Origin of the sequence: Pseudomonas tructae (genome assembly GCF_004214895.1) — a bacterium.
In the GTDB taxonomy this organism is placed as follows: domain Bacteria; phylum Pseudomonadota; class Gammaproteobacteria; order Pseudomonadales; family Pseudomonadaceae; genus Aquipseudomonas; species Aquipseudomonas tructae.
The window spans coordinates 4,999,685-5,019,471 of record NZ_CP035952.1 but is presented as its reverse complement, the minus strand read 5'-3'; the positions used below and the strand labels follow the sequence as shown (position 1 = coordinate 5,019,471).

The 19,787-nt window shown below is 59.0% G+C and carries 19 protein-coding genes and 3 pseudogenes; 11 read left to right on the top strand and 11 right to left on the bottom strand.

All coding sequences use genetic code 11. The features are described from left to right. Window positions 1–297: 297 nt before the first annotated feature. The 5 genes and pseudogenes from tnpC to yaaA all read right to left on the bottom strand — a co-directional run bounded on the left by tnpC (window position 298) and on the right by yaaA (window position 3,866). Window positions 298–1,745, bottom strand: a pseudogene (tnpC, locus tag EXN22_RS22950) (IS66 family transposase). An 18-nt stretch (window positions 1,746–1,763) separates the two neighbouring features. Continuing rightward, the gene (gene tnpB, locus EXN22_RS26515) at window positions 1,764–1,961 is read right to left on the bottom strand and encodes an IS66 family insertion sequence element accessory protein TnpB (RefSeq protein ID WP_267903243.1); all 198 of its coding nucleotides are present in this window, start codon (window positions 1,959–1,961) and stop codon (window positions 1,764–1,766) included. 4 nt (window positions 1,962–1,965) lie between these two features. Beyond that, complete coding sequence (tnpB, locus tag EXN22_RS26510; RefSeq protein WP_267903242.1) at window positions 1,966–2,124, bottom strand: IS66 family insertion sequence element accessory protein TnpB; 159 nt, start codon at window positions 2,122–2,124, stop codon at window positions 1,966–1,968. Window positions 2,125–2,522: 398 nt separating this feature from the next. Further along, on the bottom strand, window positions 2,523–2,927 hold the full coding sequence (locus tag EXN22_RS22940; protein ID WP_130266207.1) for an NUDIX hydrolase: 405 nt from the start codon (window positions 2,925–2,927) through the stop codon (window positions 2,523–2,525). Between the two features lie 159 nt (window positions 2,928–3,086). Further along, window positions 3,087–3,866, bottom strand: a complete 780-nt coding sequence (gene yaaA / locus EXN22_RS22935; RefSeq protein ID WP_130266206.1) for a peroxide stress protein YaaA — start codon at window positions 3,864–3,866, stop codon at window positions 3,087–3,089. A 134-nt stretch (window positions 3,867–4,000) separates the two neighbouring features. On the opposite strand from yaaA, the gene EXN22_RS22930 reads away from it, so the two are divergent. Both EXN22_RS22930 and EXN22_RS22925 read left to right on the top strand, forming a co-directional pair. Next, window positions 4,001–5,125, top strand: coding sequence for a polysaccharide deacetylase family protein (locus tag EXN22_RS22930; protein ID WP_130266205.1), 1,125 nt, complete (start codon window positions 4,001–4,003; stop codon window positions 5,123–5,125). A gap of 732 nt (window positions 5,126–5,857) precedes the next feature. Further along, window positions 5,858–6,196 carry a hypothetical protein gene (locus EXN22_RS22925; protein WP_130266204.1) on the top strand — a complete coding sequence of 113 codons (339 nt, stop codon included), beginning with the start codon at window positions 5,858–5,860 and terminating at the stop codon, window positions 6,194–6,196. Window positions 6,197–6,676: 480 nt separating this feature from the next. On the opposite strand, the pseudogene EXN22_RS22920 reads toward EXN22_RS22925, so the two are convergent. Beyond that, window positions 6,677–6,781, bottom strand: a pseudogene (locus tag EXN22_RS22920) (IS5/IS1182 family transposase); the annotation flags it as partial. Between EXN22_RS22920 and EXN22_RS26460 the strand changes: the two are divergent. The 6 genes and pseudogenes from EXN22_RS26460 to EXN22_RS22890 form a co-directional block, all read left to right on the top strand. Beyond that, window positions 6,781–6,921, top strand: a pseudogene (locus EXN22_RS26460) (polysaccharide deacetylase family protein); the annotation flags it as partial. The pseudogenes EXN22_RS22920 and EXN22_RS26460 overlap by 1 nt on opposite strands. 339 nt (window positions 6,922–7,260) lie before the next feature. Beyond that, window positions 7,261–8,655: a PhoH family protein gene (locus EXN22_RS22910; RefSeq protein ID WP_130266203.1), complete on the top strand. Its 1,395-nt coding sequence runs from the start codon at window positions 7,261–7,263 to the stop codon at window positions 8,653–8,655. A 96-nt stretch (window positions 8,656–8,751) separates the two neighbouring features. After that, the gene (gene moaC / locus EXN22_RS22905) at window positions 8,752–9,228 is read left to right on the top strand and encodes a cyclic pyranopterin monophosphate synthase MoaC (RefSeq protein ID WP_130266202.1); all 477 of its coding nucleotides are present in this window, start codon (window positions 8,752–8,754) and stop codon (window positions 9,226–9,228) included. Beyond that, entirely contained in the window at window positions 9,225–9,470 is a 246-nt protein-coding gene (gene moaD, locus EXN22_RS22900) for a molybdopterin converting factor subunit 1 (protein ID WP_130266201.1), read from the top strand. The genes moaC and moaD overlap by 4 nt, the downstream gene beginning before the upstream one ends. 1 nt (window position 9,471) lies before the next feature. Then, complete coding sequence (moaE, locus tag EXN22_RS22895; protein WP_130266200.1) at window positions 9,472–9,918, top strand: molybdopterin synthase catalytic subunit MoaE; 447 nt, start codon at window positions 9,472–9,474, stop codon at window positions 9,916–9,918. A gap of 199 nt (window positions 9,919–10,117) precedes the next feature. Then, window positions 10,118–10,894 carry an ABC transporter substrate-binding protein gene (locus EXN22_RS22890; RefSeq protein WP_130266199.1) on the top strand — a complete coding sequence of 259 codons (777 nt, stop codon included), beginning with the start codon at window positions 10,118–10,120 and terminating at the stop codon, window positions 10,892–10,894. Window positions 10,895–10,923: 29 nt separating this feature from the next. Here EXN22_RS22890 and EXN22_RS22885 read toward each other — a convergent pair whose 3' ends face one another. The 5 genes from EXN22_RS22885 to EXN22_RS22865 all read right to left on the bottom strand — a co-directional run bounded on the left by EXN22_RS22885 (window position 10,924) and on the right by EXN22_RS22865 (window position 16,063). After that, window positions 10,924–11,550, bottom strand: coding sequence for a helix-turn-helix transcriptional regulator (locus tag EXN22_RS22885; protein WP_130266198.1), 627 nt, complete (start codon window positions 11,548–11,550; stop codon window positions 10,924–10,926). A gap of 74 nt (window positions 11,551–11,624) precedes the next feature. Next, window positions 11,625–12,755, bottom strand: a complete 1,131-nt coding sequence (locus EXN22_RS22880) for an NAD(P)/FAD-dependent oxidoreductase (RefSeq protein WP_130266197.1) — start codon at window positions 12,753–12,755, stop codon at window positions 11,625–11,627. Window positions 12,756–12,765: 10 nt separating this feature from the next. Beyond that, window positions 12,766–13,716 (bottom strand): ornithine cyclodeaminase family protein, encoded by a 951-nt coding sequence (locus EXN22_RS22875; RefSeq protein ID WP_130266196.1) that lies wholly within the window; start codon window positions 13,714–13,716, stop codon window positions 12,766–12,768. A 154-nt stretch (window positions 13,717–13,870) separates the two neighbouring features. Then, window positions 13,871–15,304, bottom strand: a complete 1,434-nt coding sequence (rhlB, locus tag EXN22_RS22870; protein ID WP_218567656.1) for an ATP-dependent RNA helicase RhlB — start codon at window positions 15,302–15,304, stop codon at window positions 13,871–13,873. A 102-nt stretch (window positions 15,305–15,406) separates the two neighbouring features. After that, entirely contained in the window at window positions 15,407–16,063 is a 657-nt protein-coding gene (locus tag EXN22_RS22865; protein ID WP_130266194.1) for an alpha/beta hydrolase, read from the bottom strand. Between the two features lie 335 nt (window positions 16,064–16,398). Between EXN22_RS22865 and EXN22_RS22860 the strand changes: the two genes are divergently transcribed. The 3 genes from EXN22_RS22860 (at window position 16,399) to EXN22_RS22850 (ending at window position 19,781) form a co-directional block, all read left to right on the top strand. Next, complete coding sequence (locus EXN22_RS22860) at window positions 16,399–17,427, top strand: amino acid ABC transporter substrate-binding protein (RefSeq protein ID WP_130266193.1); 1,029 nt, start codon at window positions 16,399–16,401, stop codon at window positions 17,425–17,427. A 67-nt stretch (window positions 17,428–17,494) separates the two neighbouring features. Further along, entirely contained in the window at window positions 17,495–18,673 is a 1,179-nt protein-coding gene (locus EXN22_RS22855) for an amino acid ABC transporter permease (RefSeq protein ID WP_130266192.1), read from the top strand. Between the two features lie 10 nt (window positions 18,674–18,683). Beyond that, window positions 18,684–19,781 (top strand): amino acid ABC transporter permease, encoded by a 1,098-nt coding sequence (locus tag EXN22_RS22850; RefSeq protein WP_130266191.1) that lies wholly within the window; start codon window positions 18,684–18,686, stop codon window positions 19,779–19,781. The last annotated feature ends 6 nt before the right edge of the window (window positions 19,782–19,787 follow it).

Genomic DNA, 19,787 nt, shown 5'->3' with positions numbered 1-19,787 from the left:
GGACGAACTCGGGGAGGGATGTTTTTATGCCAGTACTTGAATATTTTTTTCGAAATTCGTCAAAAAATTTCGAACGGGCTTATGGCGTTTGGCGATAAAGCTGGATTGACGGTTTTTTGGCGTCATAATTATGGTGAATTAATCGCGGGGCAAGCCCGCTCCCACAAGAGGGCAGTCCACTCTGTGGGAGCGGGCTTGCCCCGCGATTGCGGTTACTCGTCAGGATGATCGCGCAGGAACACCAGGTTATCCGTAAGCGATCCATAAACCCCACCTAACCAACGAAGGGCAGCACACTTAGCCGTGTATTTGAGGTATGCAATTCCACTGCAGTAGTGCTTCGTAGTCTTCCACTGAGGACGCCTGCGGCAGGCGTTCCAGTGCGTGGCGCAGCCACGCTTAGGGTTCTTGGCCGTTTCTACCAAGCTGTAAAGTTGTGCGCTGGCAGTGGCACCTTTGGGCGTGTCACTGAACAACCAGTTCTTTCTCCCGATGACAAACGGGCGGATCGCACGCTCGGCTGCGTTGTTTTCGATCGGCAAGTAGCCATGCTCGACGTAGCGTTCCAATTTGCTCCAGTTGCTGGCCAGGTAGCCAATGGCCTTGCCCAAGGCATTCTGCGTCGTAACCTGAGGATGCGTTTTCTCTACCCAGTTTTTCAGCTGAGTCAGCAATGGCAGGCTGCGCTCCATGCGGGCAGCCTTACGATCTTCGTCGTCACTGTCCTTCAAGTCGTGCTCGACGCCATAGAGCTTATTGATCAGGTTCAACGCGATGTCAGCGCGTCCTGTTTTGCCCTTGGGCTGTACTTTCTGCGCTTCGACGAACTTGCGCCGCGCATGCGCCCAGCAGCCCAACCGCTCCACGCCGTTCTGTGCGGCCAGTGCGTTGTAACCGGCGTAGTCGTCGGTCATGACATAACCGCGATAGCCATCCAGCAGGTGCGTCGGCACCTCCTGCGCTCGGCTGGTGGCGTAGTCGAAAAGGATCACCGGGCGATCTGGTGGGCCACCGGTTTGTACCCACATCCAAGATTGGCTGCTGGGCTCACGACCAGGCTCTTTCAACACCTGCACACGTATTTCATCACAGTGGATGATCCGACTGTTCAAAAGGCTTTCACGCATTAGATTCAGCAGTGGCTGAAAGTGCTCGCTGCATTGAATCACCCAGCGTGCCAGGGTTTGGCGCGGGATATCGATACCGTGGCGCCCCGCCACTTTTTCGAAGCGGTGAAGCGGCAAGCCGTCTACGTATTTGGTGGTCAGCAGCATGGCCAGCACACTCGGGCTGGCCATGCTTTTCTCGATCATTTGGGCGGGCTTGTCCGCCGTTACGGGCGCTGACTCGCAGTTCCGGCAGCCGTACACCTTGCGAACATGTTTGATGACGCGAATCTGCATCGGGACGATTTCAAGCTGTTCGCTGACTTCTTCACCGATAGCATGTTTGCGGCAGCCGCAAGCGCAGGTCAGTTCATGCTCGGGCAGCTCGTGGGCAACTTCGAAACGCGGCAAATCAGCCGGCAGCGGTTTGCGCTTGCCACGGCGTTTGGTCGGCGCAACGACTTCTTCGCCGCCAGCCTCATCCAAGGGTTCGGCCAGGCTTTCCGCTTCGTCGAAGAGTGGCAATTGTGGTGTCGCCGCATCGCCTGTCTGCTCGGTCTTGCGCCCGTTGATCATCTGCTCAAGCAGTTGCTTGAGCAGAACAGGATCGTCAGGGAGGTTTTCGGGCATGGAAATCATGCCGCGGAATATACCGAATCAGGCGACGTATCGAGGCGTCAAAACCTGATGCGGACGGTTGCGCCAGAGGTCGAAGCCATCGAGCAGCCAGTTCAGTTCCTGAACGGTCAGGACAATGGCGACGTCAGTCGGATCGGGTGAGGTTTTGAACCGTTCGGAGTCCAGGCGCTTGAGCCACAGGCCGAAACCGTTGCGCTCCCAATACAGGATCTTCACGCGGTTAGTGCGGCTTGATGAGGAAGACGAAAAGCACCGGGTCGAACACCGCGACCTTGATATCGCGTTCGACCAGTGCGGCCAGGCCATCGATGGATTTTCGAAAGTCGACAGGCTTGGGATAGAGGTACACTTTTTCGAATTTGGCGTCGGGTCGCATCATGGTCGGCGAGCTCCAGAAAGAAATCGGGAGCACAGCATCGGGGATCAGGTAAGCGCTTTGAATGTGGGGTTCATGGAGCACTTACTTTCAAGCTCGTTTAGTTTGGTTTTGCTGTTGTAGTGTAGACCCCATGGCGGAGTTGTAGTGCTGATGCCATGTTTGGATATCCAACGCCCGAAACTTACCGCGAAACAACTGCCGAGTAAATAGGCGTAGCTCACCTCCGGGCTTAGTGTGGGAAAGTTTTTACAATTTGAGGTTGGATTATACGTCGCGATTATTTGCAGCGCTGACTAGTGGGCGTTAATCATTGGTTTTTTCTTGCATGGATATCATGCTTTAATGTAGTAAGTGTTAAATCGGTAATGCTATGCCTTAAGTTACCTGAATGTTCTGACTCAAAATTTTCGACTTACAACGCTATTGATATATTTTAAGCAGTCGTTTATTCGGATGGATTGTACAGTGCTCAGATGGTCGATTGAGAAATAGCGCCATTCAGAATGTTCTTCACTTAGTTTAATTTTTTTCGTGTCTACAACGGTGCAGTGAAATATAAAGGCGTGTGAGTTGTAGTGTTTATGAAAGTAAACACCGGTTAGTAACGGGGAGAAGATTTCGATACCAATTTCTTCGAGGCATTCTCTCTTTAAGGCTTCGTGTATGGTTTCTCCAGGCTCCAGCGCACCTCCCGGAAGACCCCAAGAGCAATCTCCGTAAGTCGCTTTGAGCATCAGTACCTCATTGGACTGATTGAAAATTACTGCGTGGGAGCTCAGCCGGAATGTGTCGTTGAAAGCCATCAACTTTACCCTTGGAGATTTGATCCGTACGGCATGGGAAGGCTAGTTTGCCGAGGTTAATCGGCAAGACTGATGTTGTGTGCGTTTGTGTCTCAGGTGTCCGCTACACCAACCTCCAAGTTGGCTAAGGAGGTTAGCCTTCCGTTCAATGGAATTAGCTTACACGTCCGGATGATCGCGCAGGAACACCAGGTTATCCGCCTTCGACAGCTCGGCGCTGTAGTAGTAGCCCTGCACATCGAACTGCTTGAGCTGCTCGGGATCGTTGATGCGTTCCTGGATCACGAAGCGGCTCATCATGCCCCGGGCCTTCTTGGCGTAGAAGCTGATGATCTTGTACTGGCCGTTCTTGAAGTCGCGAAATTCGGTATTGATCACTCGGGCTTTGAGGGCGCTGCGCTTGACCGCGCTGAAGTACTCGTTGCTGGCCAGATTCAGCAGCAGGTCGTCGCCCTGGTCGGCCAGCGCCTGGTTCAGCCACTCGCTGATGCGCGTGCCCCAGAACGCGTACAGGTCCTTTCCACGGGCATTGGCCAGCTTGGTGCCCATCTCCAGGCGGTACGGTTGCATCAGGTCCAACGGGCGCAACAGGCCGTACAGGCCCGAGAGCATGCGCAGGTGCTCCTGGGCATAGCTGAAGTCGTCTTCGCCCAGGGTTTGTGCGTCGAGCCCAGTGTACACATCACCCTTGAACGCCAGCAGCGCCTGCTTGGCGTTGTCCGGGGTGAAGGCCGGGGTCCAGCTGCCGAAACGCGCGGCATTGAGCCCGGCCAGCTTGTCGGACAGGTGCATCAGCTCGCTGATTTGCGCCGGTGATAGCTCACGCAGTTGCACGATCAGTTCCTGGGAGTCGTCCAGGTACTGGGGCTGGGTGTAGCGCTGGGTCACCGGCGGGGTGTCGTAGTCGAGGGTTTTGGCGGGGGAAATCACCGTCAGCATCAGGTCGGCTCCTTGGTTCGTGGCGCCGATTCTACGGGGCGGGGGCGGCGATCTCCAGCTATCAAGGCAATAGCCACAGACCATCCCGATACTTGGCGCTATAGTGCGCGGCGAGGAAAACGGAGAGCCCGAACGTGCGTATTGCCCTTCTCTTACTGGCTGGTTTGTTCAGCCTCACTGCCCAGGCCGCGCCAGCGCCGGCCGCCACTTTGGATCGCAGCCACTGGCCGGAACAGCTCGACAGCCCGGCGCTGTTCGATGTCGCTTCGCGCGCCGAGATCCTTGGCTTTGCCCGGGTCCTGGGTGAAAGCGAAGCGCTCGACCAGGGCGCCCTGGCGGCGCGGCTGAACCTGCGCCAGGTCAATCTGCTGTCGGTCAATTCGCTGCGCCAGCGCCTGTGGCAGCGCTTGTGGCGCAACTATGACCTGGCCCAGAAGAGCTGCGAACAGGATGCGTCGTTCTGTTACGCCATTGACGACCTGGCTGATTTTCGCAAGCAGACGGCAACCTTCGAGGTCACCGCCGATTCGTTTTACGCCGGCTGGGCCGAGCCAGGCCGGACCTTCCATGAGCGTTACCTGGATGAATTGCTGCGCAAGGCCGCGCTGTTCCCGCAGACCTCCAGCGAGATCGAGCGCTTTTCCGACCTGGAACGCAATGGCGACGAGCTCAATGACCGGCTGTTCATGCTGACCTTCGACGGCGGCCCGTCATTGGTGGGCGGCAGTACTGATAGCCTGACCGAGTTCCTGCGTCGGCAAAGACTCGGCGCGACCTTCTTTGTACTTGGTAACAGTTTGCAGAATCGGCGCGACAAGACTTCGCTGGCGGACCTGCGCGAGCTCTACAAAGGCCAGTGCGTGGGCCTGCAGGGTTGGCAGTATCGCTCTCACGGGCAATGGCAAGGCTGGCAGGACTCGGTCGTGCGTAGCCAGGCACGGGTGCAAGGCGACTTGCCGCAGCAGTATGTAGGGTTGTTCAGGCCGCCTTATGGGCAGCGGCGTGCCGACAGTCAGGCGTTCTTTGCCAGCCAGCACCTGCAGGTGGTGTTGTGGGATATCGATGCCCAGGATCAGGGGGCGCTCAGCAGCGAACAGTCGGCGCAGCGGGTGCTGACTCTGATGCTGTTGTGGCGCAAGGGGCTGATCCAGCTGCACGACAGCCAGCCGAAGGCGCAGGCGGTGGTGACCTGGTTGCTGAACAATACGGCGCAGAGTGGGATTGGTTGGGCTAATTGTAGGATGTTAGATACCCAGTGATTCGATATGCACCGATTTACTATTGAGTAAGACAGGGTTCTTATTTTGGTGGTAGTTATAAAAATCCTTGGAATACATGAGGTTAAATGATTCGTCATCTGTTAGGGCTTTCTGTGAAATAATTGATGGTTATGAGTTGGCGGAGATTTCTTTAAATTTCTTGGGAAATTTCTTATATAAGAATAAGCATGAAAAAATATGAAATATATTTTTCGTGGATGTGCGGGAAGTGCTTCGCTAAGTTGTCGATATAAAATTCATGTCGAGCGTCAAATGGTAAAATTAAATCTGGAAGCGCTGAGAACTAGGTCGTATTGATTGAGCAGGCGTTGTTTTCGATATCTTAATTTCCTGCTTGCGTGGTCAGTGCGCAATTTTACGCAGCACGCTGAGCTGTTCTATCGAGTCGTATTGAACCTTCGAACAAGTTATTTTTCAGTGCGCGAAGTCAAATAATCTCTCCAAATGGGGATTGGAGGGGAGGGAAGTTCATGAGGATTCATGATGATGATTGCTTTCGGGTCAGTTAAAGAATTTTTGGCAGTTGGCGCATTGACGATGGTAGTGTATTTTATCGTCTACGCACTGCTTTGGTTGGTTTGCAAATTTCAGAGAAAGAAATTTAGACTTGGGTTCATGGTGTTCGGCTTGATGGTCTCGTTTTCTATTGTGTTGGGGAATTATATACAGCGGTACTTTTTATTTGATTTTTAGCGATGGAAGGAGAAGCAAGTGCGTGAGCTTTCGATAGAGGATATTAAACTTGTTGCAGGTTCAGTTGGGCCAGCCGGCGCAGCTATTGGTGCGGCCAGCGCGGCGACTGGTTATATCGGATATGCGGCAGGCTCTGGCTCAGGCAGTTTGGCTGGCTTGGCGGGAGCCGTTGTCACAGGTGCCGTAGGTGGTTTTATGGCCGGCCCTATGGGCGCAACTGCTATGCAAACTGCAGCCGGAGCCGTTCTCGGTTCTCAGGCGTCATTTTATGGAGGTATGGCAGGTGGACTGATCGAACGAGGGGTTAACGAAGCAGGGACTAATTATAATGATTGTGCCGGGACTGACTATCAATAAGAAATAGAAGTTAAAGTGAGGGTCCTCATGCAGAGGGGGATTTTGCCGGTTTCAAGTTTCGGTGGGGCGTTCAGCGTCATGGGGCGTTAGTGCTTGCAAGAATTTAATGCATGAAGCTGGAGTTAGGGTTTTGCGCGACAATTATATAAGGGGTTGTCAGGCAAGGAAGCCTCTTCTTGTTAAAGGTGGCAGTTGTGGTGGTGTGAATTAACTCTGTTGGCACCCCGATGTTGCGAGTAATGATGTTGAATTGACGTTTAATGGTGTCGCGCCGAAAGAAAAGTATGTTGAGCGCTTTTTGGAACGGGTGCTTGCTGGTCAATGTTGATTAGGTCAGTAGCGTGGGAGTGTTTGAGAAAAGGAAGAGCTCTTGTCTTTAAGGAAACTCCGAGCAAGTTGCTCAGCGAGCAGCACTGAACAGCATCTTGCCCCAGGTCGGCGCACCTCTCCCGCAGCGGTCAATAATTGCCGGCGCGCCATTCACAGATCCGATAGCGCAAATAACATGGTCAGTTGCGCCGTATTCTTGGCCAAGCCACGGAAGCGGGTCTTCACATAGCCAAATTGGCGCTTGATCACCCGAAATGCTGCTCTGGCGACGCGGGGTGATCCAGTTTCATGACGCCCAACCCAAGGCACAGGAGGCAGTGGCCTGGTTGCTCAAGCGCACGTCGCAGACGAGGATAGGGTGGGAAGATTACCGGCGTTTTGCCGGAAAAAGCTGAAGTGCCGACAGGAAAGGCCGCTCAGCAAAAAACAGTTACATGCATTTTACAGGGCCTGATTTATAACTGTAGCGGTGCTTTGCCCCTGCGCCAAGGGCAAATTGTCTTGTCGAAAAATAAACTTCAAAAAAACGTAAAAACGCTTTTTTCGGTCATGGGTTTTGCGGTATTACGAAGACAGACCGCCGAACCCTGCAGCACAGGTGGCGTCCTACGGCCCACTCTTTGTTCGCAGCTCCCTACCCGTAACGACGCGGACCAGGGGAGAACCGGCGGCCACTTCGCGGCGCAGCACCGCCCAGGTATTGCGTCGTCTGGCTCCCACAAAGGTGACCGAGTATGGATGATCAAGGACGCAGCACTTCCTCCAACCAGCCAATCCTTTATGTGCTCGATACCAATGTACTGATTCACGATCCAAACGCGCTGCTGAACTTCGAGGAGCACCATGTCGCCATCCCGATGACGGTGCTGGAGGAGCTCGACAAACTCAAGACCGGCAAGCACACGATTGCCGCCGAATGTCGCCAGGCCATCCGCCTGATTGATCAGACCCTGGGCGACGCTTCACCTGCCGATGTCGAGCAGGGCGTGCCGATCCAGCGTGGCAAGAGCGGCCCCAAGGGCTTGCTGTCGATTCTGATGAGCGCGCGCAACGAGCCTAACCGCCTGCTGCCGGAAAACCTCAACGACAACATCATCATCAACCAGTTGCTGGAGCTGCGCACCCGGCGCAAGGAACTGGACGTGGTGCTGGTGACCAAAGACATCAACATGCGCCTCAAGGCCCGCGCCTGTGGAATCGCGGCCGAGGACTACAGCACCGACCAACTGGTTGATGACGTTTCCCTGCTGTCCAAGGGCTATCACAGCGTCACCGGCTCGTTCTGGGACCGCGTCAGCAAGGTCGAGACCCGTCAGGAACGCGGCCGCACCTGGCATCGTGTGCAGATGACCGACAACCTGCCGGCCGTACACATCAACGAGTTCATCATCGACGAACAGGGCTTCGTCGGCTGGATCAAGGGCATCAAGGATGGCGAACTGGTGCTCCTGGACCTGCACCAGGAGCCGTTGCTGCACCAGGAAGCCTGGGGCCTCAAGCCTCGCGACATCCACCAGAGCCTGGCGCTGTTCGCCTTGCTCGACCCGGACATTCACCTGGTCAACCTGACCGGCGCCGCCGGTTCCGGCAAAACCATCCTGGCCCTGGCTGCCGCCATCGAGCAAACCATGGTCAGCAAGCGCTACCGACGCATCATCGCCACCCGCAGCGTGCAGGGGCTGGACCAGGAGATCGGCTTCCTGCCGGGTACCGAAGCAGAGAAAATGGAGCCTTGGCTGGGGGCGATCACCGACAACCTCGAAGCCTTGCACATGGATGACGAAAACACCCATGGCAGTGTCGAGTACATCCTTGAGCGGGTGCCGCTGCAGTTCAAGTCGCTGAACTACATTCGTGGCCGCAGTTTCCAGCAGAGCCTGATCCTGATCGATGAATGCCAGAACCTCACCCCGCACCAGATGAAAACCATCATCACCCGTGCCGGTGCCGGTTCCAAGGTGATCTGCCTGGGTAACCTGGCGCAGATCGACACCCCTTACCTGTCCGCGACCAGCTCGGGCCTTACCTACCTGACCGAGCGCTTCAAGGACTTCCCCAACGGCGTGCACATTACCTTGCAGGGCGTACCGCGCTCGATTCTGGCCGAGTACGCCGAATCCCATCTGTAACCTCCAGGCACCGGGCGGTTCAGCCGCCCGGTTTTTTTCGCTTCGAAGAGCTGACCCCAGGGTTTACACTCTTTGCTCCTGAACAGGAGGAAAGCTGTGCTGACTCATCTCGATTCCCAAGGTCGTGCCAACATGGTCGACGTCACCGAAAAGGCTGTGACATCGCGTGAGGCCGTTGCCGAAGCACGGGTGCGCATGCTCCCGCAAACCCTGCAGATGATCGTTGAAGGCGAACACCCCAAGGGTGACGTGTTCGCCGTGGCGCGCATCGCCGGCATCCAGGCGGCGAAGAAGACCAGCGACCTGATCCCGTTGTGTCACCCGTTGCTGCTGACCAGCGTCAAGGTCGAGCTCAGCGCCGAAGGCAACGACACCGTCCATATCATCGCCCGCTGCAAGCTGGCCGGGCAGACCGGCGTGGAAATGGAAGCCCTGACCGCTGCCAGCGTCGCGGCCCTGACGATCTATGACATGTGCAAGGCGGTCGATCGCGGCATGATCATCGACGGCGTGCGGGTGCTGGAGAAACTTGGCGGCAAGAGCGGCCACTACCAGGCGGATGAAGTCAAATGAGCATCAAGGTGATGTATTTCGCCCGTTACCGGGAGGTTCTGGGTATCGATGCCGAAAAGCTCGACGGTTCGTTCGCGACCCTGGATGACCTGCGCAAAGCGTTGGTGGCCAAAGGTGGCAAGCATGAGGTGCTCAGCGAGCAGAACCTGATGTGCGCGCGCAACGAAGAGCTGTGCAAGCTCGATGAGCCACTCGCAGACGGTGACGAAGTGGCCTTCTTCCCGCCTGTCACCGGAGGCTGAGATGAGCGTTCGAGTCCAGAGCCAAGCTTTTGATCCGGGTGTCGAAGTCAACGCCATGCACGCGGCCAATGTCGGTGTGGGCGCGGTGGTGGGCTTTGTTGGCTATGTGCGCGACTTCAATGATGGCCAGGACGTGGCGGGGATGTTCCTTGAGCATTACCCGGGCATGACCGAAAAGGCCCTGGCCAAGATCGTGGCCGAAGCCGAGCAGCGCTGGCCGTTGCTCAAGGTCGAAGTGCTGCACCGTATCGGTAGCCTTGAGCCCGGCGAGCCGATCGTCTTCGTCGGTGTCGCCAGTGCCCATCGCCAGGCGGCGTTCGACGCCTGCAATTTCATCATGGATTACCTCAAGACCCGCGCACCGTTCTGGAAGAAGGAACAGACCGGCGATGGCCCGCGCTGGGTCGAGGGCAAGCAGAGTGATGAAGAGGCTGCCGGGCGCTGGTAACCCCTGATCGCGGGGCAAGCCGCTCCCACACACATCCTGTGGGAGCGGGCTTGCCCCGCGAAGCTTTTGCGTGTTGAGTTTTCGTACAGAAAAGTCCAGTATGGAATTATAAGTACTATTTGATTCCAGGCCGACCCTTGCCTGCCCCATCCCCTCTGTCTTGCAACACACCTCCAACAACGAGCGAGAGAGATCCGTCATGAACAAGTTCACCCTGATCAGCGGTCTGGCCATGAGTCTGTTGGCCAGCAGCAGTCTGTTCGCCGCGCAAGAGACCTTGCGCATCGGCATCGAAGCCGCCTACCCACCCTTTGCCTCGAAGAATGACAAAGGCGAAATCGTCGGGTTCGACTACGACATCGGCAATGCCCTGTGCGCGCAGATGCAGGTCAAGTGTGAATGGAAAGAGGTCGAGTTCGACGGGCTGATCCCGTCGCTGAAAGTGAAGAAGATCGACGCTGCACTGTCGTCGATGACCATCAGCGAAGAGCGCAAGAAGTCCGTGGACTTCACCCACAAGTACTATTTCACCTCATCGCGCCTGGTGATGAAAAAGGGTGCGCAGGTCGATGACCAGTACCAGAGCCTCAAGGGCAAGACGGTGGGCGTGCAGCGCGCGACCACCACTGATCGCTATGCCACCGAAGTGTTCGAGCCCAAGGGCATCACGGTCAAGCGCTATAGCAACAACGAAGAGATCTACATGGACCTGGCATCAGGACGTGTTGATGCGATTTTTGCCGACACCATCCCGCTGGAAGACTTTCTGTCCATGCCGCGTGGCGCGGGCTATGCCTTCACCGGTCCTGAGCTGAAAGATCCGAAATACGTCGGTGAAGGTGCCGGGATCGCCGTGCGCAAGGGCAACGGCGAGCTGGTCAGCAAGCTCAACCAGGCCATCGATGACCTGCGCGCCAATGGCGAGTACCAGAAGATCCAGGCCAAGTACTTCAAGTCGGACATCTACGGCGACTGACCGCCACCTCACTCAAGGCCTGAGCGTCATCAGGCCTTGAGTTCCTTCAGGTGCTTGTACACCGTCGCCCGTCCCATCCCCAGCACATTGGCCACATAGTTGGCCGCACTCTTGCCCTTGAACGCGCCCTCGGCGTGCAGGGCCAGTACCAGCTCGCGCTTGTGGTCGCGGCTGAGCAGGTTGAGGCTCAGTTGGCGCTGGCGCAGCCAGCTGTTGAGGAAGGTGTTGATACGTTCCTGCCAGTCATCGCGAAACAGCGCGTCGGGTTGCGGGATCAGCTTGCTCGGCGAGAGGAACAGGTCCAATGCCGCCTTGGCGTTCTCGAACAGGGAAATGTTCAGGTTGATGCACAGCAGCGCCAGCGGCTTGCCGGCCGGGTCGCGCAGTACGGTGCTCAGCGAGCGGATCTTCTGACCGTCCCAGTTGAGCTTTTCGTACGGGCCGATATTGGTCTCGTCGGTGCCTTCCTCGAACATGTCCTCCAGGGCCGCATCGTCGCCAATCTCGCGCTTGGACAGGTTGTTGGCGATGTAGTCGATCTTCTGGCTGCGCAAATCGTGCAGCACCACTTCGGCGTGGGGGAAGAACAAGGTGGCGATGGCGTCGGCGATGGCCCGGTAGTTGTGCAGGGCGGGATCGGCGTGGGGTGTGGGCATTGGGGCAGGCTCCAGGCGGTGTCAGCGCCCTTGGCAAAAGGGCGCTGGGAGTGTGCCGCAATCGCGGCCGGGCGTCATCCTTGCAAGCGGCGCGGCGACAGCATTGCGGCATTCAGGCCAAAGCTCTTGAGCGCTTCGGGCAGGTCCTGGCCACGGACCAGGGCGGCGCTCGCCTGACCCATGGCCGGCGAAGTCTGGATGCCGTAGCCGCCTTGCGCGGCAACCCAGAACAGCCCCGGCACCTGCGGGTCGAAGCCGGCTACCAGGTCGCCATCAGCAACGAAGCTGCGCAACCCGGCCCAGGTGCGGGTCGGTCGGCGAATGCTCAGGGTGGTGGCTTCTTCGATCTGGTAGATGCCCATGGCAATGTCCAGTTCTTCGGCTTGCACGTCATGGGGCTCGACTGGGTCGGCATTGGCCGGTGAGCCGAGCAGCATGCCGGCGTCGGGCTTCATGTAGAACGACTCGTCGAGGCTGACCAGCATGGGCCAGGCATGACTGTCGACGCCTTCTGGGCCGGCGAAGATGAACGCCGCGCGACGTTTTGGCTGCAGGCCCAGCGGCTGAGCACCGGCCAGTACACCGATCTGGTCGGCCCAGGCCCCGGCGGCGTTTATCAGCACCGGGGCTGTGAACGTGCCACAGCTGGTTTGCACCTGCCAGAGGCCGTCGGCGGCGCGGCTTAGTTGCTGTACTTCGCAATTGCTGTGCACTTCACCCTGCTGGCGACGAATGCCACGCAGGTAGCCCTGGTGCAGGGCGTCGGTGTCGATGTCGCTGGCACTGGGGTCGTACAGGGCGCCATGCACCTTGTCGCGGCGCAGCACCGGCAGGCGCGCGCAGGCCTGTTCGGCGCTGAGCAGTTCGACTTCCGGCACACAGGCCTTGGCGCTCTGGTACTGGCGCTGCAGTTCCTCAGGGTCGCCATTGAGGTCGACGGTCATTTCCCCGCGCGGGCTGAGCAGCGGGTGCTCGGCAAAGCCCGCTGGCGGCTGGTCGAAAAACGCGCGGCTGGCCAGGGTCAGCGCGCGTACCTGTGGCGTGCCATAGGCCGCGGTGTACAGCGCGGCCGAGCGGCCAGTGGAGTGGTAACCCGGCTGCGCTTCGCGCTCGAGCAGCAGCACCCGGCCATGGCCGGCCAGCCAGAAACCGGTGGAGGCACCGGCAATGCCGGCGCCGATAATGATGAAGTCAGCGTGATGCATGTGGGGGTCCTCAGTCGGCGCGTTGCAGGCGGTACAGGGCGTTGGCCAGGGCGATGTCTTCCAGCCCCAGACCGATGGAGCGGAAGAAGGCGTGGCGCCGGTAGCTCGGTTCTTGCGCGGCACCGCTGATCAATTGCGCGAGATCGCCGACGATCGCTTCGGGTTGCCAGCCGTGTTGCTCGGCAGCGATGCGCATCTCGCCGGCGCTGCCCGGGGTGGTTACCCGGTAGTCGCAGTAGACGTCCATTTCGCTCAAGGTCGCTGGCGGCACTTCATGGGCGCGCAGCGCATTGGTGCTGATCGAGGTGATCAGCGCAGGTTTGCTCAACTGGCGCGGGTCGAGCACCGGGCTGGCCGAGGAGGTGCACAACAGGATCACGTCAGCATCGAGCACTGCTTGTTCCAGGCTGTCGCTCAGCACCAGGCGCGGATCGAGATCGCTCAGGGCCTGGCGCTGCTCGGCGGATTGCTCGCTCAGGCTTGGCGAGTACAGGCGGATGTCCTGCCAGGGGCGCAGGCTGCGGGCGTAATGCAGGTGCGCACGGGCAATCGGGCCGCTGCCGATCAGGGTCAGGCGGCGGGCGTCAGCGGCTGCCAGGGCATCGACGGCGACGGCGGTTGTGGCGGCGGTGCGTGCGGTGGTCAGCTCACCGGCATCGCACAGGAGCAAGGGCTGGCCGCTGTCCATGGACATCAGCAGGGTCCAGGCGGTGACCAGCGGGCCCTGGGCGCGGACGATGTAGGGCGAGGTCTTGACCCCGTATACACGCTGTTCGGCCAGTACGCCGCCGTAGTTGATGAAGTCGCCCTGGCCCGCAGGGAACTCCACCAGTTGCTGGGGCGGTTGCACCGCTTGCCCGGCTGCCAGGTCACGGAACAGGTTGCGCAGGATCTGCGGGACATCCACCTGGGCGAGCAGTTGACGAGCGTGCTGTTGATCGATGACGAGAGGCGCAGACATGCGAAGCTCCAAATGAACTATTTTGTCTATTATGGACTTTTAGTTTATTTGGGCAATATGGATAAGTGTAAATGCATCGCGGGGCAAGCTCGCTCCCACAGGATTGGTTGATCCTCTGTGGGAGCGGGCTTGCCCCGCGATGGTGTTACAGCGATCAGTGATGCTTGCGCGGTACCGACTTGAGCAACTCGGTCGGCGGCATTTCGCAGCTGATCTTGCGTCCCAGCAGCTCTTCGATGGCTGGCAACTGGTAGGAGTCATCCTCACCGGCAAAGCTGATCGACACGCCGCTGGTACCGGCACGGCCCGTACGGCCAATGCGGTGCACGTAGTCGTCCGGATCTTCAGGCAGGGTGAAGTTGATCACGTGGCTGATGCCGTCGATGTGGATGCCGCGACCCGCCACGTCGGTGGCCACCAGCACGGTGATGCGCCCTTCGCGGAAGTTTTCCAGGGTCTTGATCCGCTTGTGCTGCGGCACGTCGCCCGACAGTTGGGCGGCGTTGACGCCGTCGCGCACCAGCCGTTCCTCGATGCGCCGCACCTCGTCCTTGCGGTTGGCAAAGACCATCACCCGTTCCCACTTGTTCTCGGTCACCAGGTTGTACAGCAGCTTGTATTTGTCGCTGCCGGCCACGGCATAGACGTGCTGTTCGACGGTTTCGCTGGCGACGTTCTCCGGCTCGATCTCGACGATCGCAGGGTCCGTGGTCCACTGCTTGGCCAGGTTCATCACATCTTCAGTGAAGGTTGCCGAGAACAGCAGGGTCTGGCGTTCGCTCTTGGGCGGGGTCTGGCGGATGATCTGCCGCACCTGGGGGATGAAGCCCATGTCGAGCATGCGGTCGGCTTCGTCCAGTACCAATACTTCGACCATGTCCAGGTGTGCTTCACCGCGCTGGTTGAAGTCCAGCAGGCGGCCCGGGGTGGCGACCAGGATGTCGCAATGACGGGCTTCGAGGGCCTTGAGCTGCTTGTCGAAGTCCATGCCGCCGACGAAGGTCATGACGTTGAGGCCGGTGTACTTGGTCAGCGCGGCGGCGTCCTTGGCAATCTGCACTACCAGTTCGCGGGTCGGCGCGATGATCAGTGCCCGTGGCTCGCCCATGTAGCGTTCTTTGGGCGGCGGGGTCTGCTGCAGTTGGGTGATGATCGAAATCAGGAAGGCTGCGGTCTTGCCGGTACCGGTCTGGGCCCGGCCGATGGCGTCTTTACCACGCAGGGTGTAACCCAGGACCTGGCCCTGGATCGGCGTGCAGTAAGGAAAGCCCAGGTCGTGGATCGCATGCATCAGCTCGGGCGAGAGCTTGAAGTCATGGAAACGGGTCTTGCCTTCCTGCGGCTCGACCACGAAGTCTTCCAGCTTCCAGGTGGAGGCGGCGGGTTTTGGCTTGCGCTCACGGCGTGGCTTGGCCTCGGCCGGCTTCTCGGCACGGACCGGGGCAGGGGTTGCGGCCTCAGTCTTGAGCGGTGCCGACGGGGCAGGGGCCTGGGCGGCTACGGGCGGCTGCGTCGCGGCGGCAGCGGTTTCGGTGGCGAGTTGCTCAACCTCGCTCTTGCCGAACATCTTCTTGAGTGCTTTGAGCACGGTCATCTCATCAATTGGTTAAGGAATGTACGCCGGGCAGTGTAATGCAAGATTCGGGCGCGGCGTAGTGGATTGCACTGACAACTACAGGGAACTGTTCTTTTAACGCAGGCGTTTGGCCAGCCACGCGCCGATATCGTTGATTTCCTCAGGTAGCACCGCGTGTTCCATCGGGTATTCCTGCCTCTCGACGCTTACGCCCCAGTGTTTGAGGTGCTCAAAGGCAGTACGGCCCATCGCCGGCAATACCACGGGGTCATAGACGCCATGCAGGCACAGGGCCGGGGTGCGTTGCTGACAGGCGGTCAGTTCAACGCTGTCGCTGAAGGTCGGTGCGTAGGTCGAGAGGGCGATTACCCCACCCAATGCTTCTTGCCACTTTATATAGGCAGTGTGCAGCACCACCGCGCCACCTTGGGAGAAGCCGGCGAGGAAGATGCGTGCCAGATCGATGCCTTTTGCCTGCTCCGCCTTGATCAGCGCGATCACTTGGTCGGCTGAGGCTTCCAGCTGATCCTGGTCGATGGCCCGCGCCGGGGTCATGGCCTTGATGTCGTACCAGCTGGGCATTTCGTAACCACCGTTGATGGTCACCGGCCGGGTTGGCGCCTGGGGCATGACGAAGCGGGTGGTCAGCAATACTTCCTGCAGGGCTTCGGCGACCGGCATGAAGTCGTAACGGTCGGCCCCAAGGCCGTGCAACCAGATCACACAGGCATCAGCGGTTTTTTGTGGTTCAAGAATCAGCGGGTGAGTCATGACTGCTCCGAAAGTGTGCGCGCGCTCTTGTTTGCGTGCATGAAATGAAGGCGCGTCGGGTAAATCCGGGAAAAACCTGTCGCAACGCTGCAAGTTTTCCTATTGACGTGAACTGAAACGCTTTAGCCCTCCAGTGTGGTACGCGCTTTGCTATGTATCTTCTGATGCGAGGTTACACGTTTTGGACGGTAACACCCGTTAGCGGTCCCCAAGGCTGTCACAGAACAGCGCATTGCGCCAATTGACCCAAAAACAAGCCAACACGGGTCGGATGCGCCTCATAAGGGTGCGGTGCAATCCCGGCTCACACAACAAGAGCAAAACTGGAGGTTTGAATGAAGATGTTGAAATCCACACTGGCAGTGGTTACCGCTGCGACCGCGTTGGGTATCAGCGGTTTCGCACAGGCAGGTGCGACCCTGGACGCAGTACAGAAGAAGGGATTCGTTCAATGTGGCGTCAGTGACGGTTTGCCGGGCTTCTCGGTGCCGGATGCCAAGGGCAACATCGTCGGTATCGACGCCGACGTCTGCCGCGCGGTAGCCGCTGCGGTGTTCGGTGACGCCAAGAAGGTCAAGTTCAGCCAGCTCAACGCCAAGGAGCGTTTCACCGCGCTGCAGTCCGGTGAAGTCGACGTGCTGTCGCGCAACACCACCTGGACCAGCTCCCGTGACGCCGGCATGGGCCTGGTGTTCGCCGGTGTTACCTATTACGACGGCATCGGTTTCCTGGTCAACAAGAAGCTGGGCGTTTCCAGTGCCAAGGAACTGGATGGCGCAACCATCTGCATCCAGGCCGGTACCACCACCGAGCTCAACGTTTCCGACTACTTCCGAGCCAATGGCCTGAAGTACACCCCGATCACCTTCGACACCTCCGACGAGAGCGCCAAGTCGCTGGAATCCGGCCGTTGCGACGTGCTGACCTCCGACAAGTCGCAGCTCTACGCACAGCGCTCCAAGCTGGCCGCCCCGACCGACTACGTGGTACTGCCGGAGACTATCTCCAAAGAGCCACTGGGCCCGGTGGTGCGCAAAGGCGATGAAGAGTGGTTCAGCATCGTCAAGTGGACCCTGTTCGCCATGCTCAACGCCGAAGAGATGGGCATCACCTCGAAGAACGTCGAAGCCGAAGCCAAGGCCACCAAGAACCCTGACGTGGGCCGCATGCTCGGCGCCGACGGCGAGTACGGCAAAGACCTGAAGCTGCCGAAGGACTGGGTGGTGCAGATCGTCAAGCAGGTCGGCAACTACGGCGAAGTCTTCGAGAAAAACCTGGGCAAGCAAACCCCACTGCAAATCGACCGCGGTCTGAACGCCCTGTGGAACAACGGCGGCATCCAGTACGCGCCACCGGTGCGCTGACGGTTGCGGCCTGCGGCGGCCATTCGCCGCTGCAGGCTGTTCGGTTCCCTTCCTTGCGGGGCATTACATGCAAAATAATATCGGCGCACCCAAGGGACTATCCCTGAGCGATCCACGTGTGCGTGCGTGGCTGTTCCAGATCCTTACCATCGCTTTCGTGGTCGGGCTAGGCTGGTACCTGTTTCACAACACCCAGACCAACCTGCAGCACCGCGGGATCACCTCGGGCTTCGACTTCCTCGAACGCAGTGCCGGCTTCGGCATCGCCCAGCACCTGATTCCCTATACCGAGCAGGACAGTTATGCGCGGGTGTTCGTCATTGGCCTGCTCAACACCCTGCTGGTGACCTTCATCGGCATCATCCTGGCGACCCTGCTGGGCTTCATCATCGGTGTGGCCCGACTGTCACCGAACTGGATGATCAGCAAGCTGGCCACGGTGTATGTCGAGACTTTCCGTAACATTCCGCCGCTGTTGCAGATCCTGTTCTGGTACTTCGCGGTGTTCCTGACCCTGCCGGGACCGCGGGGCAGCATCAATCTCAACGACACCTTCTTTATCAGCAACCGGGGTCTGAACATGCCCGGTGCGTCCATGGCTGAAGGATTCTGGCCGTTCGTCGTCAGCCTGGTGCTGGCCATCATCGCCATTGTGCTGATGGTGCGCCTGGCCAACCGGCGCTTTGAGGCCACCGGCGAGCCGTTCCACAAATTCTGGGTCGGCCTGTTCCTGTTCTTTGGCATTCCGGCCCTGTGCGTGCTGCTGTTCGGCGCGCCGGTGCAGTGGGAAATGCCGCAGCTCAAGGGCTTCAACTTCGTCGGCGGTTGGGTGCTGATCCCCGAGTTGTTGGCCCTGACCCTGGCGCTGACCATCTACACCGCCGCCTTTATCGCCGAGATCGTGCGTTCGGGCATCCGCTCGGTCAGTTACGGCCAGACCGAAGCAGCCCGCTCCCTGGGCCTGCGCGAAGGGCCGACGCTGCGCAAGGTGATCATTCCCCAGGCGCTGCGGGTGATCATTCCGCCGCTGACCAGCCAGTACCTGAACCTGGCGAAGAACTCTTCGCTGGCAGCCGGTATCGGCTACCCGGAAATGGTCTCGTTGTTCGCCGGTACCGTGCTCAACCAGACCGGCCAGGCCATCGAGGTGATTGCCATCACCATGAGCGTCTATCTGGCCATCAGCATCAGCATTTCGTTGCTGATGAACTGGTACAACAAGCGCATTGCGCTGATCGAGCGGTGAGGACAAGCGCATGAGTACCCATGTTTTCAAACCTGATATGCCGCCACCGGTCAAAGCCGTCGGCGTTGTCGCCTGGATGCGTGCCAACCTGTTCTCCAGCTGGCTCAACACCCTGCTGACGCTGTTTGCCGTGTACCTGGTGTGGCTGATCGTGCCGCCGCTGTTGCAGTGGTCGATCTTCGATGCCAACTGGGTCGGCACCACCCGCGCCGATTGCACCAAGGATGGCGCCTGCTGGGTGTTCATCCAGCAGCGCTTCGGCCAGTTCATGTACGGCTATTACCCAAGCGAACTGCGCTGGCGCGTCGACCTCACCGTGTGGCTCGCGGTGATTGGCGCCGCGCCGCTGTTCATCTCGCGTTTCCCGCGCAAGGCGATCTACGGCCTGGGCTTTCTGGTGCTGTACCCGATCATCGCCTACACCCTGTTGCATGGCGGTTACCTGGGCCTGGCCACGGTACCGACCAACCAGTGGGGCGGGCTGATGCTGACCCTGGTGATCGCCACCGTGGGCATCGTCGGCGCCTTGCCGCTGGGGATTTTGCTGGCGCTGGGGCGGCGTTCGAACATGCCGGCGGTGAAGGTGGTCTGCGTGACCTTCATCGAGTTCTGGCGCGGCGTGCCGCTGATTACCGTGCTGTTCATGTCCTCGGTGATGTTGCCGCTGTTCCTGCCTGAAGGCATGAGCTTCGACAAGCTGCTGCGGGCCATGATCGGGGTGATCCTGTTCCAGTCGGCGTACATCGCCGAGGTGGTGCGCGGTGGCCTGCAGGCCATTCCCAAGGGCCAGTACGAAGCCGCTGCGGCCATGGGCCTGGGCTACTGGCGCTCGATGTGCCTGGTGATTCTGCCGCAAGCGCTGAAGCTGGTGATCCCCGGCATCGTCAACACCTTCATTGCCCTGTTCAAGGACACAAGCCTTGTGATCATCATCGGCCTGTTCGACCTGCTCAACAGCGTCAAGCAGGCCGCTGCCGACCCGACCTGGCTGGGCATGGCGACCGAGGGCTATGTATTCGCCGCCCTGGTTTTCTGGATTTTCTGTTTCGGTATGTCCCGCTACTCCATGCATCTGGAGCGCAAGCTGGACACAGGCCACAAGCGTTAGGAGTGT

Coding starts and splice junctions, on each gene's coding strand:
- tnpB (WP_267903242.1), bottom strand. CDS start 2,124: ATGATGCGACCCGACGCCAAATTCGAAAAAGTGTACCTCTATCCCAAG.
- EXN22_RS22940 (WP_130266207.1), bottom strand. CDS start 2,927: ATGGCTTTCAACGACACATTCCGGCTGAGCTCCCACGCAGTAATTTTC.
- yaaA (WP_130266206.1), bottom strand. CDS start 3,866: ATGCTGACGGTGATTTCCCCCGCCAAAACCCTCGACTACGACACCCCG.
- EXN22_RS22910 (WP_130266203.1), top strand. CDS start 7,261: ATGGATGATCAAGGACGCAGCACTTCCTCCAACCAGCCAATCCTTTAT.
- moaD (WP_130266201.1), top strand. CDS start 9,225: ATGAGCATCAAGGTGATGTATTTCGCCCGTTACCGGGAGGTTCTGGGT.
- moaE (WP_130266200.1), top strand. CDS start 9,472: ATGAGCGTTCGAGTCCAGAGCCAAGCTTTTGATCCGGGTGTCGAAGTC.
- EXN22_RS22890 (WP_130266199.1), top strand. CDS start 10,118: ATGAACAAGTTCACCCTGATCAGCGGTCTGGCCATGAGTCTGTTGGCC.
- EXN22_RS22885 (WP_130266198.1), bottom strand. CDS start 11,550: ATGCCCACACCCCACGCCGATCCCGCCCTGCACAACTACCGGGCCATC.
- EXN22_RS22880 (WP_130266197.1), bottom strand. CDS start 12,755: ATGCATCACGCTGACTTCATCATTATCGGCGCCGGCATTGCCGGTGCC.
- EXN22_RS22875 (WP_130266196.1), bottom strand. CDS start 13,716: ATGTCTGCGCCTCTCGTCATCGATCAACAGCACGCTCGTCAACTGCTC.
- EXN22_RS22865 (WP_130266194.1), bottom strand. CDS start 16,063: ATGACTCACCCGCTGATTCTTGAACCACAAAAAACCGCTGATGCCTGT.
- EXN22_RS22860 (WP_130266193.1), top strand. CDS start 16,399: ATGAAGATGTTGAAATCCACACTGGCAGTGGTTACCGCTGCGACCGCG.
- EXN22_RS22855 (WP_130266192.1), top strand. CDS start 17,495: ATGCAAAATAATATCGGCGCACCCAAGGGACTATCCCTGAGCGATCCA.
- EXN22_RS22850 (WP_130266191.1), top strand. CDS start 18,684: ATGAGTACCCATGTTTTCAAACCTGATATGCCGCCACCGGTCAAAGCC.